Source organism: Maribacter sp. UH1, assembly GCF_056839145.1.
The window spans coordinates 65,456-82,782 of sequence record NZ_CM166387.1 but is presented as its reverse complement, the minus strand read 5'-3'; the positions used below and the strand labels follow the sequence as shown (position 1 = coordinate 82,782).

Genomic DNA, 17,327 nt, shown 5'->3' with positions numbered 1-17,327 from the left:
AGACAAAAAAATTACGATGTTCTCATATCGTAATTAGTCTTTAATAAATGCTGTACGGAATATAACACATGGAAATAGATGTATTTTTCGCATTCTCCTACAAAAGTAGTTAAAAATTACTTAATTTCCTAGTTTTTACTACGTTTCGTAACTATACTAGCTATTATGATTCATGTGTATTGTATGCCTGGTATGGCAGCAGGTCCTGCTATTTTTGAGTTTATAAAATTGCCAAAAGAAAGCTTTACGCTTCATTTGTTAGAATGGAATATTCCTACAAAGGGTATTTCGTTTAGTGAATATGCTAAACATATGTGTAGTAAAATACAGCATAAGAATGTGGTGTTGCTAGGGGTGTCATTGGGAGGGCTCCTAGTTCAAGAAATGACTAATTTCATTGATGTTAGAAAGGTGATTATTATTTCTAGCGTAAAAACAAGATATGAGCTGCCAAAACGTATGTTGTTTGCAAGATATACGAGTGTACATAAACTTCTTCCAACAGGTTTGGTCAATAATGTAGAATTACTTGCAAAGTATGCTTTTGGTGAAAGTGTAACAAAGCGTCTCTCATTATATGAAAAGTATTTATCCGTAAGAGACAAAGGGTATATAGATTGGTCTATAAACGAGCTAGTAAATTGGAAGCAAGAGGAACCATGTGAGAAGTTGGTGCATATACATGGCGTAAAAGATACCGTTTTTCCTATAGAAAATATTAGTAACTGTATTCCTGTATCCAACGGTACTCATACCATGATCATACATAGGGCAAAGTGGTTTAACGAGAACTTGGCAACAATTATTTTGGAATAAAATAGTTCTATATATACCTTTGAAAGACAAGAAAGTTGTTAGAAATAAAATATAAAGATAAAATTCATGAAGACTATTAAAAATATATTGATGTTGTTGGGTGTGGTATTTGTTGCGGGTACATTGATATTTGCTGTGGGAAATACGGATAGTATTGCTAGTAATGACAAAGTTGTTGTAAATGATAGTGTTCAGAAAAATGTAGCTAAAGCATATAAAATATCATCTATAGATATACCAGAGAATTTAAATTTTGCAGGAGAAGTTGTTCCTCAGTCAGATCCTGAAATATTGGAGCGTATAGATCGCGAATTTTTGGTAAACACGTATTGGCAATCTAATGCAGTTCTATTGATTAAAAGAGCAAATAAATTCTTTCCTATCATTGAGCCAATTTTAGCAAAAAATGGCATTCCAGATGATTTTAAGTATTTAGCTGTAGCAGAAAGCGGTTTAACAAATGTAGTTTCGCCAGCAGGTGCAACGGGTTTTTGGCAAATAATGCGAGAAACAGGTAGAGAGTATGGTTTAGAAGTGAACTCAAACGTAGATGAGCGTTACCATTTAGAAAAGTCTACAGAGGTGGCTTGTAAATACTTGAATAGGTGGAAAAATAAATATGGTAGTTGGGCTTTAACCGCGGCAGCTTATAATGCAGGTCCTGGAGCTATTAATAAATATATGGGTATTCAGCAAGTAGATAATTACTGGGATTTGTTACTTGGTAGTGAAACTGGTAGATATGTATTTAGAATTATGGCAATCAAAGAAATCTTGTCTAATCCAGAAAAGTATGGTTTTCATATCGAGAAAGAAGATATGTACGAAGCGGTACCGACATTCAATGTTGAAATAGATAAACCAGTTAGTGACTTTGCTGATTTTGCGCAAGAATATGAAATCAACTATAAAATTTTAAAGCGCCACAATCCTTGGTTGAGAGAGGCGCATTTAAATAATAATTCTCGTAAAAAGTATACTATAGAAATTCCTAATAAAGGATATTATAGAGAAACTAAATAGAATTAGATTTTCTTCATTTGTTGTTGCATCATTTTAATTTGATCCGTCAACATATTATTTTTATCTAATTTCTTAGCCTCGTTTAGTAGCATAGTTGCTTCTCTCTTACGGCGTTTTTGCATTGATATACCTGCTAAGCTTAATTTAGCCATAGCAACATCATAATCCATCGTTAATCCAAGTTTAAGGGCTTTCTTAAAGTACTTCTCTGCTTGGGTTAAATTGGTTTGCGAAAAAATGATGCCGTGTAGGTAGTTGTAGTATCCTTGTTGTTTAACAGTTAATGCCGCTTCAGGATTTTTAATTTTATCTAGCCAATTTTTAGTACCGGTTAAATCTTGCTTTCTCATTCTTAAAAAAGCTAAAAGAATAATCTCGTTTCTAAAATAAAGAAAGATAAAAATTAAGGATAACAAGATTAAAAATATGCCATTTCCAATATTACCCTCTATAAATTGATACACAGAATAGGCGATTATGAGTCCGGCTATGATTAATTTTAAATTTTTATTGAACATATTTTAAGTTTATTAATCTAGTTGATGGTTAAAAAAGCTTTTTGGTTTTTATTGAAACCCTATTAAAATAAAGCGATTACAGCGCTAAATTTCAATTCGGGCAAAATTAATCAAAAGCTTCGTTTTGTGACGTACGGATTTATAAAAATATTTTTTTTCATAACCCTTGCTAAAGCAAAAACTCTTTGTATATTTGCGCCCAGTTTTACCCGTCCAATGAAAAGGGCAAATTTCAAAATTAATACAAAGCATTTAATTATATAGGCGATGAGCAAGAGAACGTTTCAACCATCAAAGAGAAAAAGAAAGAACAAACACGGTTTTCGTGAGCGTATGGCTTCCGTTAATGGAAGAAAAGTTCTTGCAAGAAGAAGAGCAAAAGGAAGAAAGAAATTAACTGTTTCCTCTGAACCAAGCCATAAAAAATAATGATTTCATTGTTTTAAAAATATTTAGGTGTTACTTTTCTGAAAGTAGCACCTTTTTTTTGTCCAATTCCCATATTAAATTGTTATAAAATGCCAAAAAGAAAAGATTTAAATTCCATTTTATTAATAGGATCAGGTCCTATTGTTATCGGTCAAGCATGTGAATTCGATTATGCAGGTAGCCAATCTTTACGTTCGTTACGTGAAGATGGTATAGAGACTATTTTAATTAATAGTAATCCTGCAACGATTATGACAGATCCTTCAATGGCGGATCATGTGTATTTAAAACCATTGACTACAAAATCAATTTTAGAGATTTTGAAAGCACAACCTCAGATTGATGCTGTTTTACCAACTATGGGAGGTCAGACGGCATTGAATCTTTGTATTGAAGCGGATAAAAAAGGAATTTGGGAAGATTTTGGTGTAGAGTTGATAGGTGTTGATATCGATGCTATAAATATTACTGAAGATAGAGAGCAATTTAGAGAACTAATGTTGAAAATTGGTGTTGGCATGGCACCACAGGCAACGGCAACATCTTTCTTAAAAGGTAAAGAGATAGCTCAAGAGTTTGGTTTTCCATTAGTAATACGAGCTTCATATACATTAGGAGGAGCGGGAGCATCAATTGTTTACAAACCAGAAGATTTTGATGAGCAGTTAAGTTATGGTTTGGAGATTTCCCCAATTCATGAGGTGATGATCGATAAAGCCCTTATGGGGTGGAAAGAATATGAGTTAGAGCTTCTTAGGGATAAAAATGATAATGTTGTTATTATATGTGCTATTGAGAATATGGATCCAATGGGTATCCATACTGGAGACTCTATAACAGTTGCACCAGCAATGACCCTATCGGATAGGACTTATCAGAAAATGCGTGATATGGCTATACATATGATGCGTAGTATAGGTGATTTTGAAGGAGGATGTAATGTACAGTTTGCTGTTAGTCCGGACGAAGAAGAGGAAATTATAGCAATTGAAATAAACCCTAGAGTATCTAGATCATCGGCACTGGCTTCAAAAGCGACTGGTTATCCTATCGCAAAAGTAGCAACTAAATTAGCTATTGGTTATACGCTTGACGAGTTAGATAATCAAATTACAAAATCAACATCGGCATTATTTGAACCTACGTTAGATTATGTAATTGTAAAAATCCCACGTTGGAACTTTGATAAGTTCGAAGGTTCTGATCGTACATTAGGATTACAGATGAAATCTGTAGGAGAAGTAATGGGAATAGGGCGTTCTTTTCAAGAAGCACTACATAAAGCCACACAATCCTTAGAGATCAAACGTAATGGTTTAGGTGCCGATGGAAAAGGTTATAAGGATTATAACAAAATTATAAGTAAGCTTACCATTCCTAGCTGGGATAGGGTGTTTGTAATTTATGATGCCATACAAATTGGTATTCCGTTAAGTAGAATACATGAGATTACTAAAATTGATATGTGGTTCTTGAAGCAATATGAAGAACTTTACTTTTTAGAAAAAGAGATTTCTAAGTATACTATTGCCACACTTTCAAAAGACTTATTGTTAGAAGCAAAACAAAAAGGTTTTGCAGATAGACAAATAGCTCATATGGTAGATTGTTATGAAAGTGAAGTTTACAATAAGCGTACCGAGCTAAATATTAATAGAGTTTATAAGTTGGTAGATACTTGTGCTGCAGAGTTCAAGGCAATGACCCCTTATTACTATTCCACTTTTGAGGCGGAAATAGAGAAAGCTGATGGTACGCGTTATGTAGAAAACGATAGTGTAGTAACAGATAAAAAGAAAATAGTGGTTCTTGGATCTGGACCAAACAGAATTGGTCAAGGTATTGAATTTGATTACTGTTGTGTACATGGAGTATTGGCAGCTGCTGAGTGTGGTTATGAGACTATTATGATCAACTGTAATCCAGAAACGGTTTCTACTGATTTTGATACAGCGGATAAATTGTATTTTGAACCAGTATATTGGGAGCATATATATGATATTATACGCCATGAAAAACCAGAAGGGGTAATTGTTCAGTTAGGTGGGCAAACGGCTCTTAAATTGGCTGAAAAGCTTTCTAAATATGGTGTTAAGATAATTGGGACTAGTTTTGAGGCATTAGATTTGGCGGAAGACAGAGGTAGTTTTTCTGATCTTTTAAAGGAAAATAATATTCCTTTCCCTCAATTTGGAGTTGCTGAAACCGCTGATGAAGCATTGGCACTTTCAGATGAATTGGATTTTCCACTTTTAGTTAGACCTTCATACGTATTAGGTGGCCAGGGAATGAAAATTGTAATAAATAAGCAAGAACTAGAAGAGCACGTAGTTGGTTTATTACGAAAAATACCTAATAACAAATTATTATTAGATCATTATTTGGATGGCGCTATAGAGGCTGAAGCTGATGCCATATGTGACGGCGAAGATGTATATATTATTGGAATAATGGAGCATATTGAGCCTTGTGGAATTCACTCCGGAGATTCTAATTCTACTTTACCACCTTTTAATCTAGGTGAATTTGTAATGCAACAGATTAAAGATCATACTAAGAAAATTGCCTTAGCTTTAAACACCGTAGGTCTTATCAATATACAATTCGCTGTTAAAGATGATATCGTTTACATTATTGAAGCGAACCCTAGGGCATCTCGTACGGTTCCTTTTATAGCTAAGGCGTACAAAGAGCCTTATGTAAATTATGCGACTAAGGTGATGTTAGGTGAGAAGAAAGTTAAAGATTTTAATTTCAATCCTCAATTAGAAGGATTTGCAATTAAACAGCCGGTATTCTCTTTCAACAAATTCCCTAATGTAAATAAGAATTTAGGTCCTGAAATGAAAAGTACAGGAGAAAGCATTTTATTTATTGATAGCTTAAAAGATGATGAGTTTTACAACCTTTATGCTAGACGTAAAATGTATTTAAGCAAATAGTCCAGTAATAGGACTTATATTATAAATAGGAGGGAAACTTTAATGATATTAGAGTTTCCCTTCTGCGTATAATCTCCTTATTTCTTTTTTGTCAAATTTACCTACACTAGTTTTTGGTACTTCATCAATAAACTTATAGTTCTCGGGAATCTGATAATTGGCAAAATCCTTAGTTAAATATTCTTTTAGTTCTTCAACAGATACATGATTATCAGTATCAGCTAAAACTAATGTAGCCAAAGGTCTTTCTGACCATTTTTTATCAGGTATGGCAATTACGGCAGCTTCTCTAATTTTTGGGTGAGACATTAAAGCTAATTCTAGAGCAACACTAGAAATCCATTCACCACCACTTTTAATCAAATCTTTAGTTCTGTCGGTTATTTCCATATACCCATTTTCATCAATGGTACTAACATCACCTGTTCTAAACCAACCGTCTTTGGTGAAATTGTCTCTGCTATTGGTCTTAAAGTAAGACTTAATAACCCAGGCCCCTTTTACCTGTAATTCTCCCATCGTTTTACCATCTCGTGGTGCTACTTTTCCGTCATCGCCAACAATGCGCATTTCTATACCTGGAAATTCAATTCCCTGTTTGGCTCGTATTTTAATTTGTTCTTTTTCACTTAGGCTTTCATGTTTTTTCTGAAGTCTACTGGCGGTGCCAAGTGGAGAGGTTTCTGTCATTCCCCAGGCTTGAACCCCTTTTATACCAAAATCTTTTTCAAAGTTTTCTATAAGACTTGCCGACAATGCTGAACCGCCAACTAAATACTCTTCTAATGCCAATTTCTTCTTTGGTGGATTTTTTTTCATTTCCTCATAAACACCTCTCCAAATAGAAGGTACGCCGTTGGCCTTATTTATATTCTCGCTTTCTAGAATTTTAATAATAGCATCTGGTCTTAAGTGTAAAGAGGGCATGACCATATCAGAGCCTGTTAAAAGACACATGTAGGGAAAACCCCAAGCCATGACATGAAATTGGGGAACAATGAGTAGTACAATATCTCTGTTGCTATAATTCCCCGCATTAGGTGTAAGAATCGTCATTGCGTGTAAATAGGTAGACCTGTGGGAGTATAGCACGCCTTTAGGCATGCCCGTGGTACCACTGGTATAGCACATACCGCTGGCATCATTTTCATTTAGTTCAGGCCATTCTATAGATTCTAATTGCTCTCCAATTAAATCTTCATAATGTATAATATTTGGTAGGCTTGTAGTAAAACCTTTTGGGGCGTTGATGATTATGAACTTTTCAACGGTCTCCAATTTAGGTGCAATTTTTTCTAAAAGGGGAACCAAGGTAGCATCAACAAAAATGACCTTATCTTCAGAATGATTGATGATAAATTCGGTTTGTTGAGATGATAATCTAATATTGATTGTATGACAGACGGCACCAATACCAGGAATTCCATAATACAATTCCACATGCTGATAGTGATTCCAAGCAAAAGTACCTACCATATCGCCTTGAGTGATACCGAGTTTATTCCTCAATGCATTAGCAAGCTGACAGCAGCGTTTATATAATTGACCGTAGGTATATTCATGCCGGCTTCCATCTGGTAGATAAGAGATTAATTTTTTGTCAGGAAAAGCACTCCTTGCATAATTTAGTATGGTAGTGGTGGTTAGTGGGTAATCCATTATTAATCCGTTCATAAAAGCATGCTTTAAGTTATAATAATTGCTTGACCAATAAATTTAATGAATTTATAATGAGAAATCATCACTATTTTAACATTATAAATAGCAAATGTATTATAGTTCGCTCATAATGTGGTGTGTACTCTTTTAGATTAAAAAATAATTTTATCAGATAATTCATTACTACTGTTTATCTGTAAACTTGTTTCGAAGCAAAATAAATTTCTAAAGATTGAAAAAAGCAGTATTCATTGTAGTCGTTTTATTATTGATATTCTTGGGATTGACCTATTTGTCATTATCTAGTACTGATAAAACATTTGATACTTGTGAAATTATAGGGGCTGGCGATGTTAATGAGATTGATTTTAAAAAGTATGACTTTGTAATTGTTGCGGCAAGTACTTTATATGAGGGAAATAATTTAAAAAACGTAATGCAGGGCGAGCAGTATAGAAAGGCATGGTCTACACCTGTGAGCGTTCCTATTTTGTACTTAAACGATATTTCTGGTAATGTAAAGGTTTTGGAAGAAGGTGGAGGAAAACAAACTCACTCTTTAAAGCTGCAAAAGGATGATGGTACTTTAATGACGTTGCGTAGTGTATCTAAAGACCCTTCGCCCTTAGTGCCAAAAGTAGCTAAGACATTGGGTATAGAAAATATTGTTGTGGATGGTATTTCTGCACAACACCCTTATGCTGCATTGGTGGTAGCAAAACTATCGGAAAAAGCAAAAATTCTAAACACAAAGCCAAAGTTGGTATTTGTGCCAAAGCAGGAGCAGTTATTAGGTTATAATACTAAATATGGGAACCGACTTTTTCTCTTAGAATATGAAACCAAGGGAAATGCAAACTGGTTGAACATTAAAAATGTTGATTCCTTAATGGATACAGATGACTTACAGGAGTTGAAAATTAAATATCCGAACAGGGTTAGTATTAATGCAAGTTCTTTGGTTAGAGCGCGTTTATTCGATTTGTTGATAGGTGATTGGGATCGTCATGCCAAGCAATGGGGTTGGGCAATAGAGAATGTTGGAGACTCTATAAATGCGATTCCGTTACCATGTGATCGAGATAATGCCTTTTTTAATTTAGAAGGTGTTTTACCAACTATAATTTCTAACAATGCATTTCTGCCAGAAGTGCAATCTTTTGAAAAAGAAATCGATTTTTTGTCTGGTCTCATTTCTCCATTTGATATTTATTTTATGCGAGATATTCCACAATCTGTATTTGAAGAAGAGGCTAAAAAATTACAGCAATTATTAACTGATGAGGATATAGCGTCATCTTTCTCTGTCTGGCCAGATGAGATTTATAAATTAGATGGAAAAGAACTCATTGCTAAAATTAAAAGCAGACGAGACCATCTTATAGACTATGCTATATTATTTCAACAAGAATTAGTAGAAAATAGAGTATTGACCAAAACTTTAAAAGGGTCTGAAGATGTGAAGATGACCGAAGCTCAAATGACATGTTTTAATTGTATTAGCGAGTAGTCTTCGCATAAAATTTTAAAAAGCAACAAACTTGAAGTTATGAATGAAACTACCGTAGCAGCAGCTGAAAAATATATAAAAAATTTGTTGTCTGACCAGATGAACAAGAACTTTCTTTTTCATAGTCAGGGCTATGCAAATAAAACCGTCAACAAAGCCAAAAAGGTATTGGAATTTTCAACTGATGAAAGTATAAATGCAAATAATGTACTGTTGGCTATATGGTTCCTTCACTCAGGTTATGCTATAGATTACGATAATCATATTCAAGAAAGTATACAATTGGCTACTAGTTTTCTAAAAGAAAACAATTGTAAACAAAAAGATATCGATGTTGTAGTTCAATTAATAGAAAGTGCATGGAAAAATGATAAACCTATCAATGATGCCGAAGCAATTGTAAAGGATGTATGTACCTGGTTTTACGCATCTGAAGACTTTGAAGAGCTGCTTCAATTATTGCGACTGGAATTGGAGAATTTTAGTGATAATAATCCTGATTTAGATACATGGAGATTAAACTATTTGGAAAAGCTTAGAATAGAGCATCGATATTATACTGACTTTGCGAAGGAAAATTGGCAAGAGCAGAAAGAAGAAAATATCTTATCGTTAATATCTAGATTACAGAAAGCTGAAAAAACAGAAAAAAAAGAAATTTTAAAGGCTAGGTTAAAAGATGAGAGTCCGCAAAGGGCTATTCAATCCTTATATCGTATAGAGCTTAGAAACCATATTAAATTGAGTGATATTGCAGACACCAAGGCGAATATACTTTTGTCTGTAAATGCAATTATCATTTCGTTGTTATTGGCAAATTTGATACCAAAATTAGATTCGCCTTCAAATTCATATCTTATTTATCCCACGGTAATATTTGTTCTTTTTAGCATTGCATCAATGATTATGTCGGTTTTGGCTACTCGACCTAAAGTGAATAATACAGATGTAGTAGAAGAGGAAATTAAGAAGAAGGATACCAATTTCTTGTTCTTCGGAAATTTTCATACTATGGAGCTGTCTGACTTTAAATCGAAGCTAAGAGATATTATAAAAAGTAAAGAATCTATTTATGATTCCTTGAGTATGGATTTGTATTACCTGGGGAAAGTATTACAAGAGAAGTATAGGTTGTTACGGTGGACGTATACCGTATTTCTAATTGGTGTAATTTTATCTGTTATAGCATTTGGCTTTGCATTGAAATATTACGGTATGGAAGATGAACTTTTAGATGCTGTAACACCGTTGCCAAAATAACCGATTTATTCCTAATTAAACCAAACTGCGTATTTTTTGCGGCGAAGCTCAAGCGCCAGCTGCTCTTCCATTTTTAATGCTTCAGCTCTTGATTTTATAGGATTTATATGATTGAATAGACTGCCACGCAAATACAAACCGTACTTCTGCACGATTTTAGAGGAAATGTTATGCCCTTTTTTGCTTAAAGTACCGTTCTTATGTTGGTTAAAACGTTCTTTTGGTGTTTTACTGGTCATACCAACATATAAACATTCTAATACTCCGTTGAACTGCGGATTAGCTTCCCGAAATTTTCTGTTTTCGGTGAACACTTTTTTAGACAATTCAATAACATAAATAGAATACATGTAGGCTAGTGTGATTATAAGACTTTAGTTTTTTTTTAGTAGTAACAGCTATTCTTCGATAATCTCAATTCCTTCTGTAGTAAAAGAAAAGGCCTGAGCGCCTAAACCGCCAACCATTACAGCTTGAAACAATGGGTTTAATCGTTTTTTAGAATACCAATCAATTAAAAAATTAGCGCCACTACCACCAGAAGTATCTTGTTGTTCAATAACATAATCTATAGATTCCATTGGGGTAAGGTAAATAGGGGAGTCAATATAACTTCTTACCAAATCGCCTTCTGTATTGTAATAGTCAATTTTACTAACGAACAAACTATCCTTTAAGCTGGTATTTCTAATGCTTAAAGTAGCGGTAAGCAAGGTTCTTGAATCTCTAGTCTGATTGTAAATATCAGAATATATAGGAACATATACTTGCCTGGTAAGAGAATCATTTAAAGTAGCATTTGCCGTTCTGTCTAAAGTATGATTGTCCAGTATTTCTACAGGAACCTCTTCTTTAGATTTTTGCTTACAAGATAGTATCGTAGTTACGAAAACAGCTAAAAGGCAAATGCTACTAAAAGATATATTTAATTTTCTCAAATGATGTTATTTAATCTTCCCATTCTGTATGAAAAATACCTTCACGATCCAAACGCTCATAAGTATGGGATCCAAAGTAATCTCGTTGCGCTTGAATAAGGTTTAATGGTAATTTACTTGATGTATACGCATCAAAATAGGTAAGTGAATTTGATAGGCCAGGTAACGGAATACCGTTTTTGGCCCCAAATGCAACCAATTCTCTTGCAGCACCTACCGTTTCTTTTACGTAATCTACAAAATTTGGAGAAAGTAATAGATTTGGCAATGTAGGTTCAGCTTTGAAAGCCTCTGTAATATCAGCTAATAAACCGGCACGTATAATACAACCTGCTCTCCATATTTTAGCGATTTCGGAAATATCTAAGTCATAACCATACTCTCTAGAGGCATCTGCTAATTGGTGCAGACCTTGAGAATAGGTAATTATAAACGAGAAGTACAATGCCTTTTCTGTTAGAGCTTCTAGCTTCTCCTTATCCATATGCGCTACAGTTGGTCTATCATATAGGGCATCGGCCTTAATTCTTTCGTCTTTTAAAGCGGAAAGTTCTCGCATACTAACAGCCACATCTATAGACGGAACAGGAATACCAAGGTCCATTGCATTTTGGCTTGTCCATTTACCAGTACCTTTTTGCTTGGCTTTATCTAATATCTGATCAACTAAGCTACCATCTGTTAAATCATCTTTTTGTTCGAAAATTTCAGAAGTAATTTCAACTAAAAAAGATTGTAGTCTTCCAGAATTCCATTTTGCAAAAGTGCTATGTAATTCATCATTATTATAATCTCCTCCTTTTTTAAGAACATCATAAATTTCAGAAGTCAACTGCATTAATCCGTATTCTATACCATTGTGAACCATTTTTACGTAGTTACCGGCAGATTTTGGGCCTAAATAAGCAACACATGGTTCGCCACTATATTTAGCGGATACAGCTTCAAAAATTGGTTTAATATGCTCGTATGCAGATTTTGAACCACCTGGCATTATACTAGGTCCTTTACGGGCACCTTTTGCGCCACCAGAAACTCCTGCGCCAAAAAAGTTAATTCCTTTTTCTTGCAAATAAGCTTCCCTTCTGTCAGTATCGGTAAAGAAAGAGTTTCCACCATCAATAATAATATCTCCTTTATCAATATGTGGTAATAGTGATTCTATAACTCCGTCTACAATTTTACCTGCAGGTACCAAAAGCATTATTTTACGTGGTTGCTTAAGGTTTTTTACAAATGTTTTTATATTGCTAGATGCACTAACTTTGTCTACATCTCCTCCTAAGGTCTTTAAAGCCTCTACTTTCTCATCATCTAAATCATATCCGTAGGCAGAAAATCCGTTGTCGGCTACATTGAGAATAAAATTTTGTCCCATTACTCCAAGACCTACTAAACCAAAATCGTACATAAATTGAATGTTTTATAATTAGAATACATCAAAATGTTACAATTTTTAATTATTTATTGTTAGTAACATAATGTGAACCAAAAATAATTTAAAATATTGACTTTAAATCCAAATTGTATCTTAATAACGCCCGATAATGGCTTACTTTTTAAGATATTTGAAGAATAAAGAATATCAACCTATAATGAAAAAGACAGAAAATCAAATGCTCGTAATCTTTGGGGCATCTGGAGATTTAACGGCAAGAAAACTTATACCGGCTATATTTAATTTATATAAGGGAAATGACTTACCTGATAATTTTGTGGTGTTGGGTGTAAGTAGGAGTGATTTAGGCGATTTAAAATTTAGAAACAAAGTGGTTCTAGAAAGCCCTTATTTAGAAAAGGAACGTAAAGAATTTGATGCGGATTATATTCAAAAATTTGCAGATAAGCTTTTTTATGAAGATTTGGGTTCGGATTACGATATATCGTATGAGCGTTTAGAAAAGCGTATTTCAGATCTGGATCAGAAATATGGTACGGAAGGCAACCACATGTTCTATTTATCTACACCACCAAGTTTATATGAGCCTATAGCAAAAAACTTATCCGATCAAGGTTTAAATGATGAAACAACTGGTTGGAGAAGAATTATTGTTGAAAAGCCCTTTGGATACAGCTTAGAATCAGCTAAAGAACTAAATGACGGTTTACATACCTATTTCAAGGAAGGACAGATATTCAGAATCGATCATTATTTAGGAAAAGAAACAGTTCAGAATTTATTGGTAACTCGTTTTGCTAATAGCATTTTTGAGCCACTTTGGAACAGAAATTATATTCACCATGTAGAAATTACAAATGCCGAAAGTGTAGGTGTTGAAAAAAGAGGGGGGTACTATGATAAATCTGGTGCATTAAGAGATATGTTTCAGAGTCATTTATTGCAGATTGTTGCGCTAATTGTAATGGAGCCACCGTTGAGTGCAGATGCAGAAGAAATTCGTAATGAGAAACTGAAAGCATTAAAGTCTCTTAGGATTATGGATGACGAGAAAACACTTTTTGAAAATACAATCAGAGCACAATATGTGTCTTCTAAAATTGACGGACAAGAAGTTAATGGTTATCGAGAAGAGGAGGGAGTTGATAAAAACTCAACAACCGAAACCTTTGCAGCCGTAAAGTTCTTTGTGGATAACTGGCGTTGGGCAGATGTTCCTTTTTATGTGAGAACGGCAAAACGTATGCCTACAAAAGTAACCGAGGTAGTCATACATTTTAAAACACCGCATCATCAAATTTTCAAAGAATCTGGTATCAGCAATAAGGATAATAAGTTGGTAATTCGTATTCAACCAGATGAAGGTATTTTAATTAAGTTTGGAGTAAAAGTTCCGGGGCAAGGATTTGAGGTTGAGCGTGCAAATATGGATTTCTATTATTCTAGTTTAACAGAAACACATGTTATGGAGGCTTATGAGCGTCTTTTGTTAGATGCAATGCAAGGAGATGCTACTTTATATGCAAGAGCGGATGAAGTGGAAGCTGCTTGGGCATTTGTTGATCCAATTTTAGATTACTGGAATAACGGTAAGGATGTTAAAATGTATGGTTATGCAGCCGGAGTTTGGGGACCAGAGAATGCTAACGAGCTTATTGAAGGTGTTGGAGAATGGAGAAATCCCAGTGAGAATTTAGCAGATGAGTCTGGTTACTGTGTGATTTGCTAGTTGTTGGAAAGTTAATTAAAGTATTTAGTTAAGATGGAATTAAAAGTTTATCAAAATAAAGTAAAGGTTGCTGAAGAATTTTCTAAGTATTTGATTGAAAAATCAGGTACTCAGAAAGCTTTTCATATTGCCTTATCTGGTGGCAGTACTCCTAAAATTGTATTTGATGTTTTAGCGGAGGAATTTGCTAATGATGTAGATTGGAAGAACATTCATTTATATTGGGGAGATGAAAGATGTGTAGCACCTACTGATGATGAGAGTAACTATAAAATGACCGTTGAACACCTTATTTCTAAGGTAGATATACCAGAAGAAAATATTCATAGAATAAAAGGTGAAGATGATCCAAAAACGGAAGCTAAGCGATATGGCGAGTTATTGGACATAGAATTGCCAAAAGAATTAGGTCTGCCTCAATTCGATTTAGTGATTCTTGGTATGGGAGACGATGGGCACACGGCATCAATATTTCCTCATGAAATTAATCTTTGGGTTTCTCCAGATAATTGTGAGGTGGCTATTCACCCAGAATCCGGTCAAAGACGTGTATCTCTTACGGGCAGAATCATAAACAATGCTAAAACCGTTGCTTTCTTGGTAACCGGGGAAAGTAAAGCTGAAAAAGTGAAGATAATAGTGGATAGGGAAGAAGGATATTTAGATTATCCGGCAAGTCACGTAGCACCTAAAACAAAAGACTTGGTCTGGTTTTTAGATGCTGCCGCGGCAAAGCTTCTTACTTCATTTCAATCTTAATATTTTCAGATTCCAATTCCTTAATGTATTCTTCTGAATTAAAGGATTTAGATTCAAATTTGGTATCTCTTTCTTGAGCCTCTAGCTTACGGTATTTACTACGAGCAAATCGTCTAATACCTTGGTCGTCAGAAATAATTAAACCTGGTACGGGAACATTTCTACCATCTGTTCCCTTTGCTACCATGGTAAAGTAAGACGAGTTACAATGCTTTTTAGTGCCAGATGTAATATTTTCTGATTCTACACGAACACCAACTACCATAGAAGTTCTACCCGTATAGTTTATACTGGCTTTCAAGGTCACTAGTTCGCCAACTTCAATAGGGTTTAGAAAGTTTACTCGGTTAACAGAAGCGGTTACGCAATACTGTTGAGAGTGTTTAGAAGCACATGCAAAGGCAATTTGATCCATTAGGTTCAATATATGTCCACCATGTACCTTTCCTCCAAAATTGGAGTGGGAAGGTAGCATTAACTCTGTAATAGAAACTCTAGACGCTCTTACGCTTTTAAATTTTTCCATAGTCTTTCTATTTCTTTCTTAATTTCTAAAATGAGGTGATTTTTCTGCATGTACCTCGGTAACAAAGTATTTAGTGTCGCCCAACCAAAAGAAAGTTGAATAACGTTCTAAGTAACTTACTTTTACGTATTGACCTTGATATTCCTGTAATTTTTCTATTACTTCTGCATCCTTGTCCAACACGGAAAATGAGAATATTTGAGCGCCTGAAATCCCTTGGCTAATTTCGCCTTCCCAAGTTTTAACCAATACACCTTTGTGACTAATTTTAATAAGTTCTCCTGAACGTACACCTTCACTAAAGGTGACAAAGTAAATAAAGGCATAATACAGCGCTCCAATAACGACTACGCTTAATAAAAGTAATGATACTATCTTTTTCATGTGTTTAGTTTTAATATATAATTAATGGTTGGTATTACATTTTTAATTTAGGTTCTTCTTCTAAATCATCATCTTCAATGGCACGTTTAATTAAAGATTCAGGAATGGATTTTTTTGCTTTTGCACCCATTTTTTTAAGTTTTTCTATACTAGTGATAATATTACCGCGCCCATCGACTAGTTTGTTCATTGCGCCACGGTATTCATCCTTGGCATCATCCATCTTTTTGCCTACTTTCATTAAGTCGCCAACAAAGCCTTCAAATTTATCATAAAGAGCACCAGCTTGCCGTGCTATTTCAATAGCATTTCGTTGTTGCTTCTCATTATTCCACATGCTATCAATTGTGCGCAAGGTAGCAAGAAGTGTTGAAGGAGTAACAATAATAATATTTTGCTCAAAAGCTTTATTGTATAAAGAGCTATCTTGATTAATGGCAATTGCAAATGCGGGTTCAATGGGTACGAACATTAAAACAAAATCCGGACTCTCCATTTCATATAAATCCTCATATTTTTTGGCGGATAGTTGATCTACATGCCTTCTTAATGAGTTTAGGTGGTCTTTTAAAAACTTCTCTTTAAATTCATCTTCAGCATTTACATAACGCTCGTAATCGGTTAAGGATACTTTAGAATCCACCACCATTTTTTTGCCATCTGGTAAGTTTATGATAACATCTGGCAATACACGGCTACCATCTTCACGAGTAAAACTTTGTTGCACGTTGTATTCGCGGTCCTTTTCTAAACCCGATTTCTCTAATACGCGCTCCAATACAAGCTCCCCCCAATTGCCTTGCATTTTACTGTCACCTTTTAATGCTTTAGTCAGGTTCTCTGCTTCTTGGGTAATTTTTATATTCTGGGTCTGTAGATTAAGTAACTGCTCCTTTAAGGCAGAATGAATACTGATGTTTTCTTTTTGACTTTCTTCAACCTTCTTTTCAAAAAGGAGAATTTTTTCATTTAACGGAGTAAGAATGTCTTTGATGTTTTTCTCGTTTCGCTCTGTAAATTTTAAGCTTTTTTCTTCCAGTATTTTATTGGCAAGATTTTCGAATTCCTTCGTAAATTTCTCTTGAAGCTTTTCAACTTCCTCTTTCTGCTCTCTATTCTTAAGCTGTAAATTTTCTATATCCGATTGATAACGAACTATTTGGTTGCCTAACCGTTCTTTGTCTGACTGTAGTTGTACTTTTTGTGTCTCGCTATCTTTTAATCTATCTTGAAAAACAGAAAGGTTATTGAGCATTTGCTGCTCTCTTTCTTCTAATGTGCTTTGCCTAGATTTTGTTTTTAAAAGCTGAATATAATTACCTAAAAAATATCCAATGGCAAGGCAGAGGATACCGATGATCAAGTAAATATAAATTTCGTTCATTAATGTATTGGAATATTCTCAGGTAAAGATACTTGTTTGGGCAGTAAAGAT

General features: G+C 34.4%; 16 protein-coding genes. 8 read left to right on the top strand and 8 right to left on the bottom strand.

From position 1 onward, the window contains the following. The first annotated feature begins 165 nt into the window (after window positions 1-165). Together UH1x_RS00410 and UH1x_RS00405 are read left to right on the top strand one after the other, a co-directional pair. Complete coding sequence (locus tag UH1x_RS00410; RefSeq protein ID WP_482624224.1) at window positions 166-816, top strand: alpha/beta hydrolase; 651 nt, start codon at window positions 166-168, stop codon at window positions 814-816. 66 nt (window positions 817-882) lie between these two features. Continuing rightward, the gene (locus tag UH1x_RS00405) at window positions 883-1,839 is read left to right on the top strand and encodes a lytic transglycosylase domain-containing protein (RefSeq protein ID WP_036155077.1); all 957 of its coding nucleotides are present in this window, start codon (window positions 883-885) and stop codon (window positions 1,837-1,839) included. 2 nt (window positions 1,840-1,841) lie between these two features. Here UH1x_RS00405 and UH1x_RS00400 read toward each other — a convergent pair whose 3' ends face one another. Next, complete coding sequence (locus UH1x_RS00400; RefSeq protein WP_036155074.1) at window positions 1,842-2,357, bottom strand: hypothetical protein; 516 nt, start codon at window positions 2,355-2,357, stop codon at window positions 1,842-1,844. 267 nt (window positions 2,358-2,624) lie between these two features. Here UH1x_RS00400 and rpmH point away from each other — a divergent pair, with 267 nt between their 5' ends. Then, on the top strand, window positions 2,625-2,786 hold the full coding sequence (gene rpmH / locus UH1x_RS00395) for a 50S ribosomal protein L34 (protein ID WP_036155072.1): 162 nt from the start codon (window positions 2,625-2,627) through the stop codon (window positions 2,784-2,786). A gap of 89 nt (window positions 2,787-2,875) precedes the next feature. Further along, window positions 2,876-5,728: a carbamoyl-phosphate synthase large subunit gene (gene carB / locus UH1x_RS00390; protein WP_482624221.1), complete on the top strand. Its 2,853-nt coding sequence runs from the start codon at window positions 2,876-2,878 to the stop codon at window positions 5,726-5,728. Window positions 5,729-5,776: 48 nt separating this feature from the next. Here the strand turns inward: carB and UH1x_RS00385 are convergent, their stop codons facing one another. Then, on the bottom strand, window positions 5,777-7,402 hold the full coding sequence (locus tag UH1x_RS00385; RefSeq protein WP_482624219.1) for a long-chain fatty acid--CoA ligase: 1,626 nt from the start codon (window positions 7,400-7,402) through the stop codon (window positions 5,777-5,779). Window positions 7,403-7,619: 217 nt separating this feature from the next. Here UH1x_RS00385 and UH1x_RS00380 point away from each other — a divergent pair, with 217 nt between their 5' ends. Beyond that, a complete protein-coding gene (locus tag UH1x_RS00380) occupies window positions 7,620-8,897 on the top strand; it encodes a type 1 glutamine amidotransferase family protein (RefSeq protein WP_482624217.1) in 1,278 nt (425 codons plus the stop codon). Window positions 8,898-8,936: 39 nt separating this feature from the next. Then, window positions 8,937-10,157, top strand: a complete 1,221-nt coding sequence (locus UH1x_RS00375) for a Pycsar system effector family protein (protein WP_482624215.1) — start codon at window positions 8,937-8,939, stop codon at window positions 10,155-10,157. 11 nt (window positions 10,158-10,168) lie between these two features. Here the strand turns inward: UH1x_RS00375 and UH1x_RS00370 are convergent, their stop codons facing one another. From UH1x_RS00370 to gndA, 3 genes are read right to left on the bottom strand one after another with little or no spacing between them, the layout of a single operon-like run. After that, window positions 10,169-10,507 (bottom strand): GIY-YIG nuclease family protein, encoded by a 339-nt coding sequence (locus UH1x_RS00370; protein WP_482624213.1) that lies wholly within the window; start codon window positions 10,505-10,507, stop codon window positions 10,169-10,171. A 48-nt stretch (window positions 10,508-10,555) separates the two neighbouring features. Further along, window positions 10,556-11,095 carry a DUF3124 domain-containing protein gene (locus UH1x_RS00365; protein ID WP_482624211.1) on the bottom strand — a complete coding sequence of 180 codons (540 nt, stop codon included), beginning with the start codon at window positions 11,093-11,095 and terminating at the stop codon, window positions 10,556-10,558. Between the two features lie 10 nt (window positions 11,096-11,105). Continuing rightward, the gene (gene gndA, locus UH1x_RS00360; protein ID WP_482624210.1) at window positions 11,106-12,506 is read right to left on the bottom strand and encodes an NADP-dependent phosphogluconate dehydrogenase; all 1,401 of its coding nucleotides are present in this window, start codon (window positions 12,504-12,506) and stop codon (window positions 11,106-11,108) included. A gap of 184 nt (window positions 12,507-12,690) precedes the next feature. On the opposite strand from gndA, the gene zwf reads away from it, so the two are divergent. Continuing rightward, complete coding sequence (zwf, locus tag UH1x_RS00355) at window positions 12,691-14,223, top strand: glucose-6-phosphate dehydrogenase (RefSeq protein ID WP_482624208.1); 1,533 nt, start codon at window positions 12,691-12,693, stop codon at window positions 14,221-14,223. A 33-nt stretch (window positions 14,224-14,256) separates the two neighbouring features. Then, window positions 14,257-14,982, top strand: a complete 726-nt coding sequence (gene pgl, locus UH1x_RS00350; protein WP_482624207.1) for a 6-phosphogluconolactonase — start codon at window positions 14,257-14,259, stop codon at window positions 14,980-14,982. Here the strand turns inward: pgl and UH1x_RS00345 are convergent. The 3 genes from UH1x_RS00345 to UH1x_RS00335 are packed head-to-tail and all read right to left on the bottom strand — an operon-like array spanning window position 14,963 to window position 17,276. Beyond that, on the bottom strand, window positions 14,963-15,508 hold the full coding sequence (locus UH1x_RS00345) for an acyl-CoA thioesterase (protein ID WP_482624205.1): 546 nt from the start codon (window positions 15,506-15,508) through the stop codon (window positions 14,963-14,965). The genes pgl and UH1x_RS00345 overlap by 20 nt on opposite strands. A gap of 18 nt (window positions 15,509-15,526) precedes the next feature. Next, a complete protein-coding gene (locus UH1x_RS00340) occupies window positions 15,527-15,892 on the bottom strand; it encodes a 6-phosphogluconate dehydrogenase (RefSeq protein ID WP_482624203.1) in 366 nt (121 codons plus the stop codon). A gap of 34 nt (window positions 15,893-15,926) precedes the next feature. Then, on the bottom strand, window positions 15,927-17,276 hold the full coding sequence (locus UH1x_RS00335) for a DNA recombination protein RmuC (RefSeq protein ID WP_482624201.1): 1,350 nt from the start codon (window positions 17,274-17,276) through the stop codon (window positions 15,927-15,929). Window positions 17,277-17,327 lie beyond the last annotated feature (51 nt).

What these genes read in the sequence shown, in the direction of transcription:
- UH1x_RS00410 (WP_482624224.1), top strand. Translation starts at nt 166, where the DNA reads ATGATTCATGTGTATTGTATGCCTGGTATGGCAGCAGGTCCTGCTATT.
- UH1x_RS00405 (WP_036155077.1), top strand. Translation starts at nt 883, where the DNA reads ATGAAGACTATTAAAAATATATTGATGTTGTTGGGTGTGGTATTTGTT.
- UH1x_RS00400 (WP_036155074.1), bottom strand. Translation starts at nt 2,357, where the DNA reads ATGTTCAATAAAAATTTAAAATTAATCATAGCCGGACTCATAATCGCC.
- rpmH (WP_036155072.1), top strand. Translation starts at nt 2,625, where the DNA reads ATGAGCAAGAGAACGTTTCAACCATCAAAGAGAAAAAGAAAGAACAAA.
- carB (WP_482624221.1), top strand. Translation starts at nt 2,876, where the DNA reads ATGCCAAAAAGAAAAGATTTAAATTCCATTTTATTAATAGGATCAGGT.
- UH1x_RS00385 (WP_482624219.1), bottom strand. Translation starts at nt 7,402, where the DNA reads ATGAACGGATTAATAATGGATTACCCACTAACCACCACTACCATACTA.
- UH1x_RS00375 (WP_482624215.1), top strand. Translation starts at nt 8,937, where the DNA reads ATGAATGAAACTACCGTAGCAGCAGCTGAAAAATATATAAAAAATTTG.
- UH1x_RS00370 (WP_482624213.1), bottom strand. Translation starts at nt 10,507, where the DNA reads ATGTATTCTATTTATGTTATTGAATTGTCTAAAAAAGTGTTCACCGAA.
- gndA (WP_482624210.1), bottom strand. Translation starts at nt 12,506, where the DNA reads ATGTACGATTTTGGTTTAGTAGGTCTTGGAGTAATGGGACAAAATTTT.
- zwf (WP_482624208.1), top strand. Translation starts at nt 12,691, where the DNA reads ATGAAAAAGACAGAAAATCAAATGCTCGTAATCTTTGGGGCATCTGGA.
- pgl (WP_482624207.1), top strand. Translation starts at nt 14,257, where the DNA reads ATGGAATTAAAAGTTTATCAAAATAAAGTAAAGGTTGCTGAAGAATTT.
- UH1x_RS00345 (WP_482624205.1), bottom strand. Translation starts at nt 15,508, where the DNA reads ATGGAAAAATTTAAAAGCGTAAGAGCGTCTAGAGTTTCTATTACAGAG.
- UH1x_RS00340 (WP_482624203.1), bottom strand. Translation starts at nt 15,892, where the DNA reads ATGAAAAAGATAGTATCATTACTTTTATTAAGCGTAGTCGTTATTGGA.
- UH1x_RS00335 (WP_482624201.1), bottom strand. Translation starts at nt 17,276, where the DNA reads ATGAACGAAATTTATATTTACTTGATCATCGGTATCCTCTGCCTTGCC.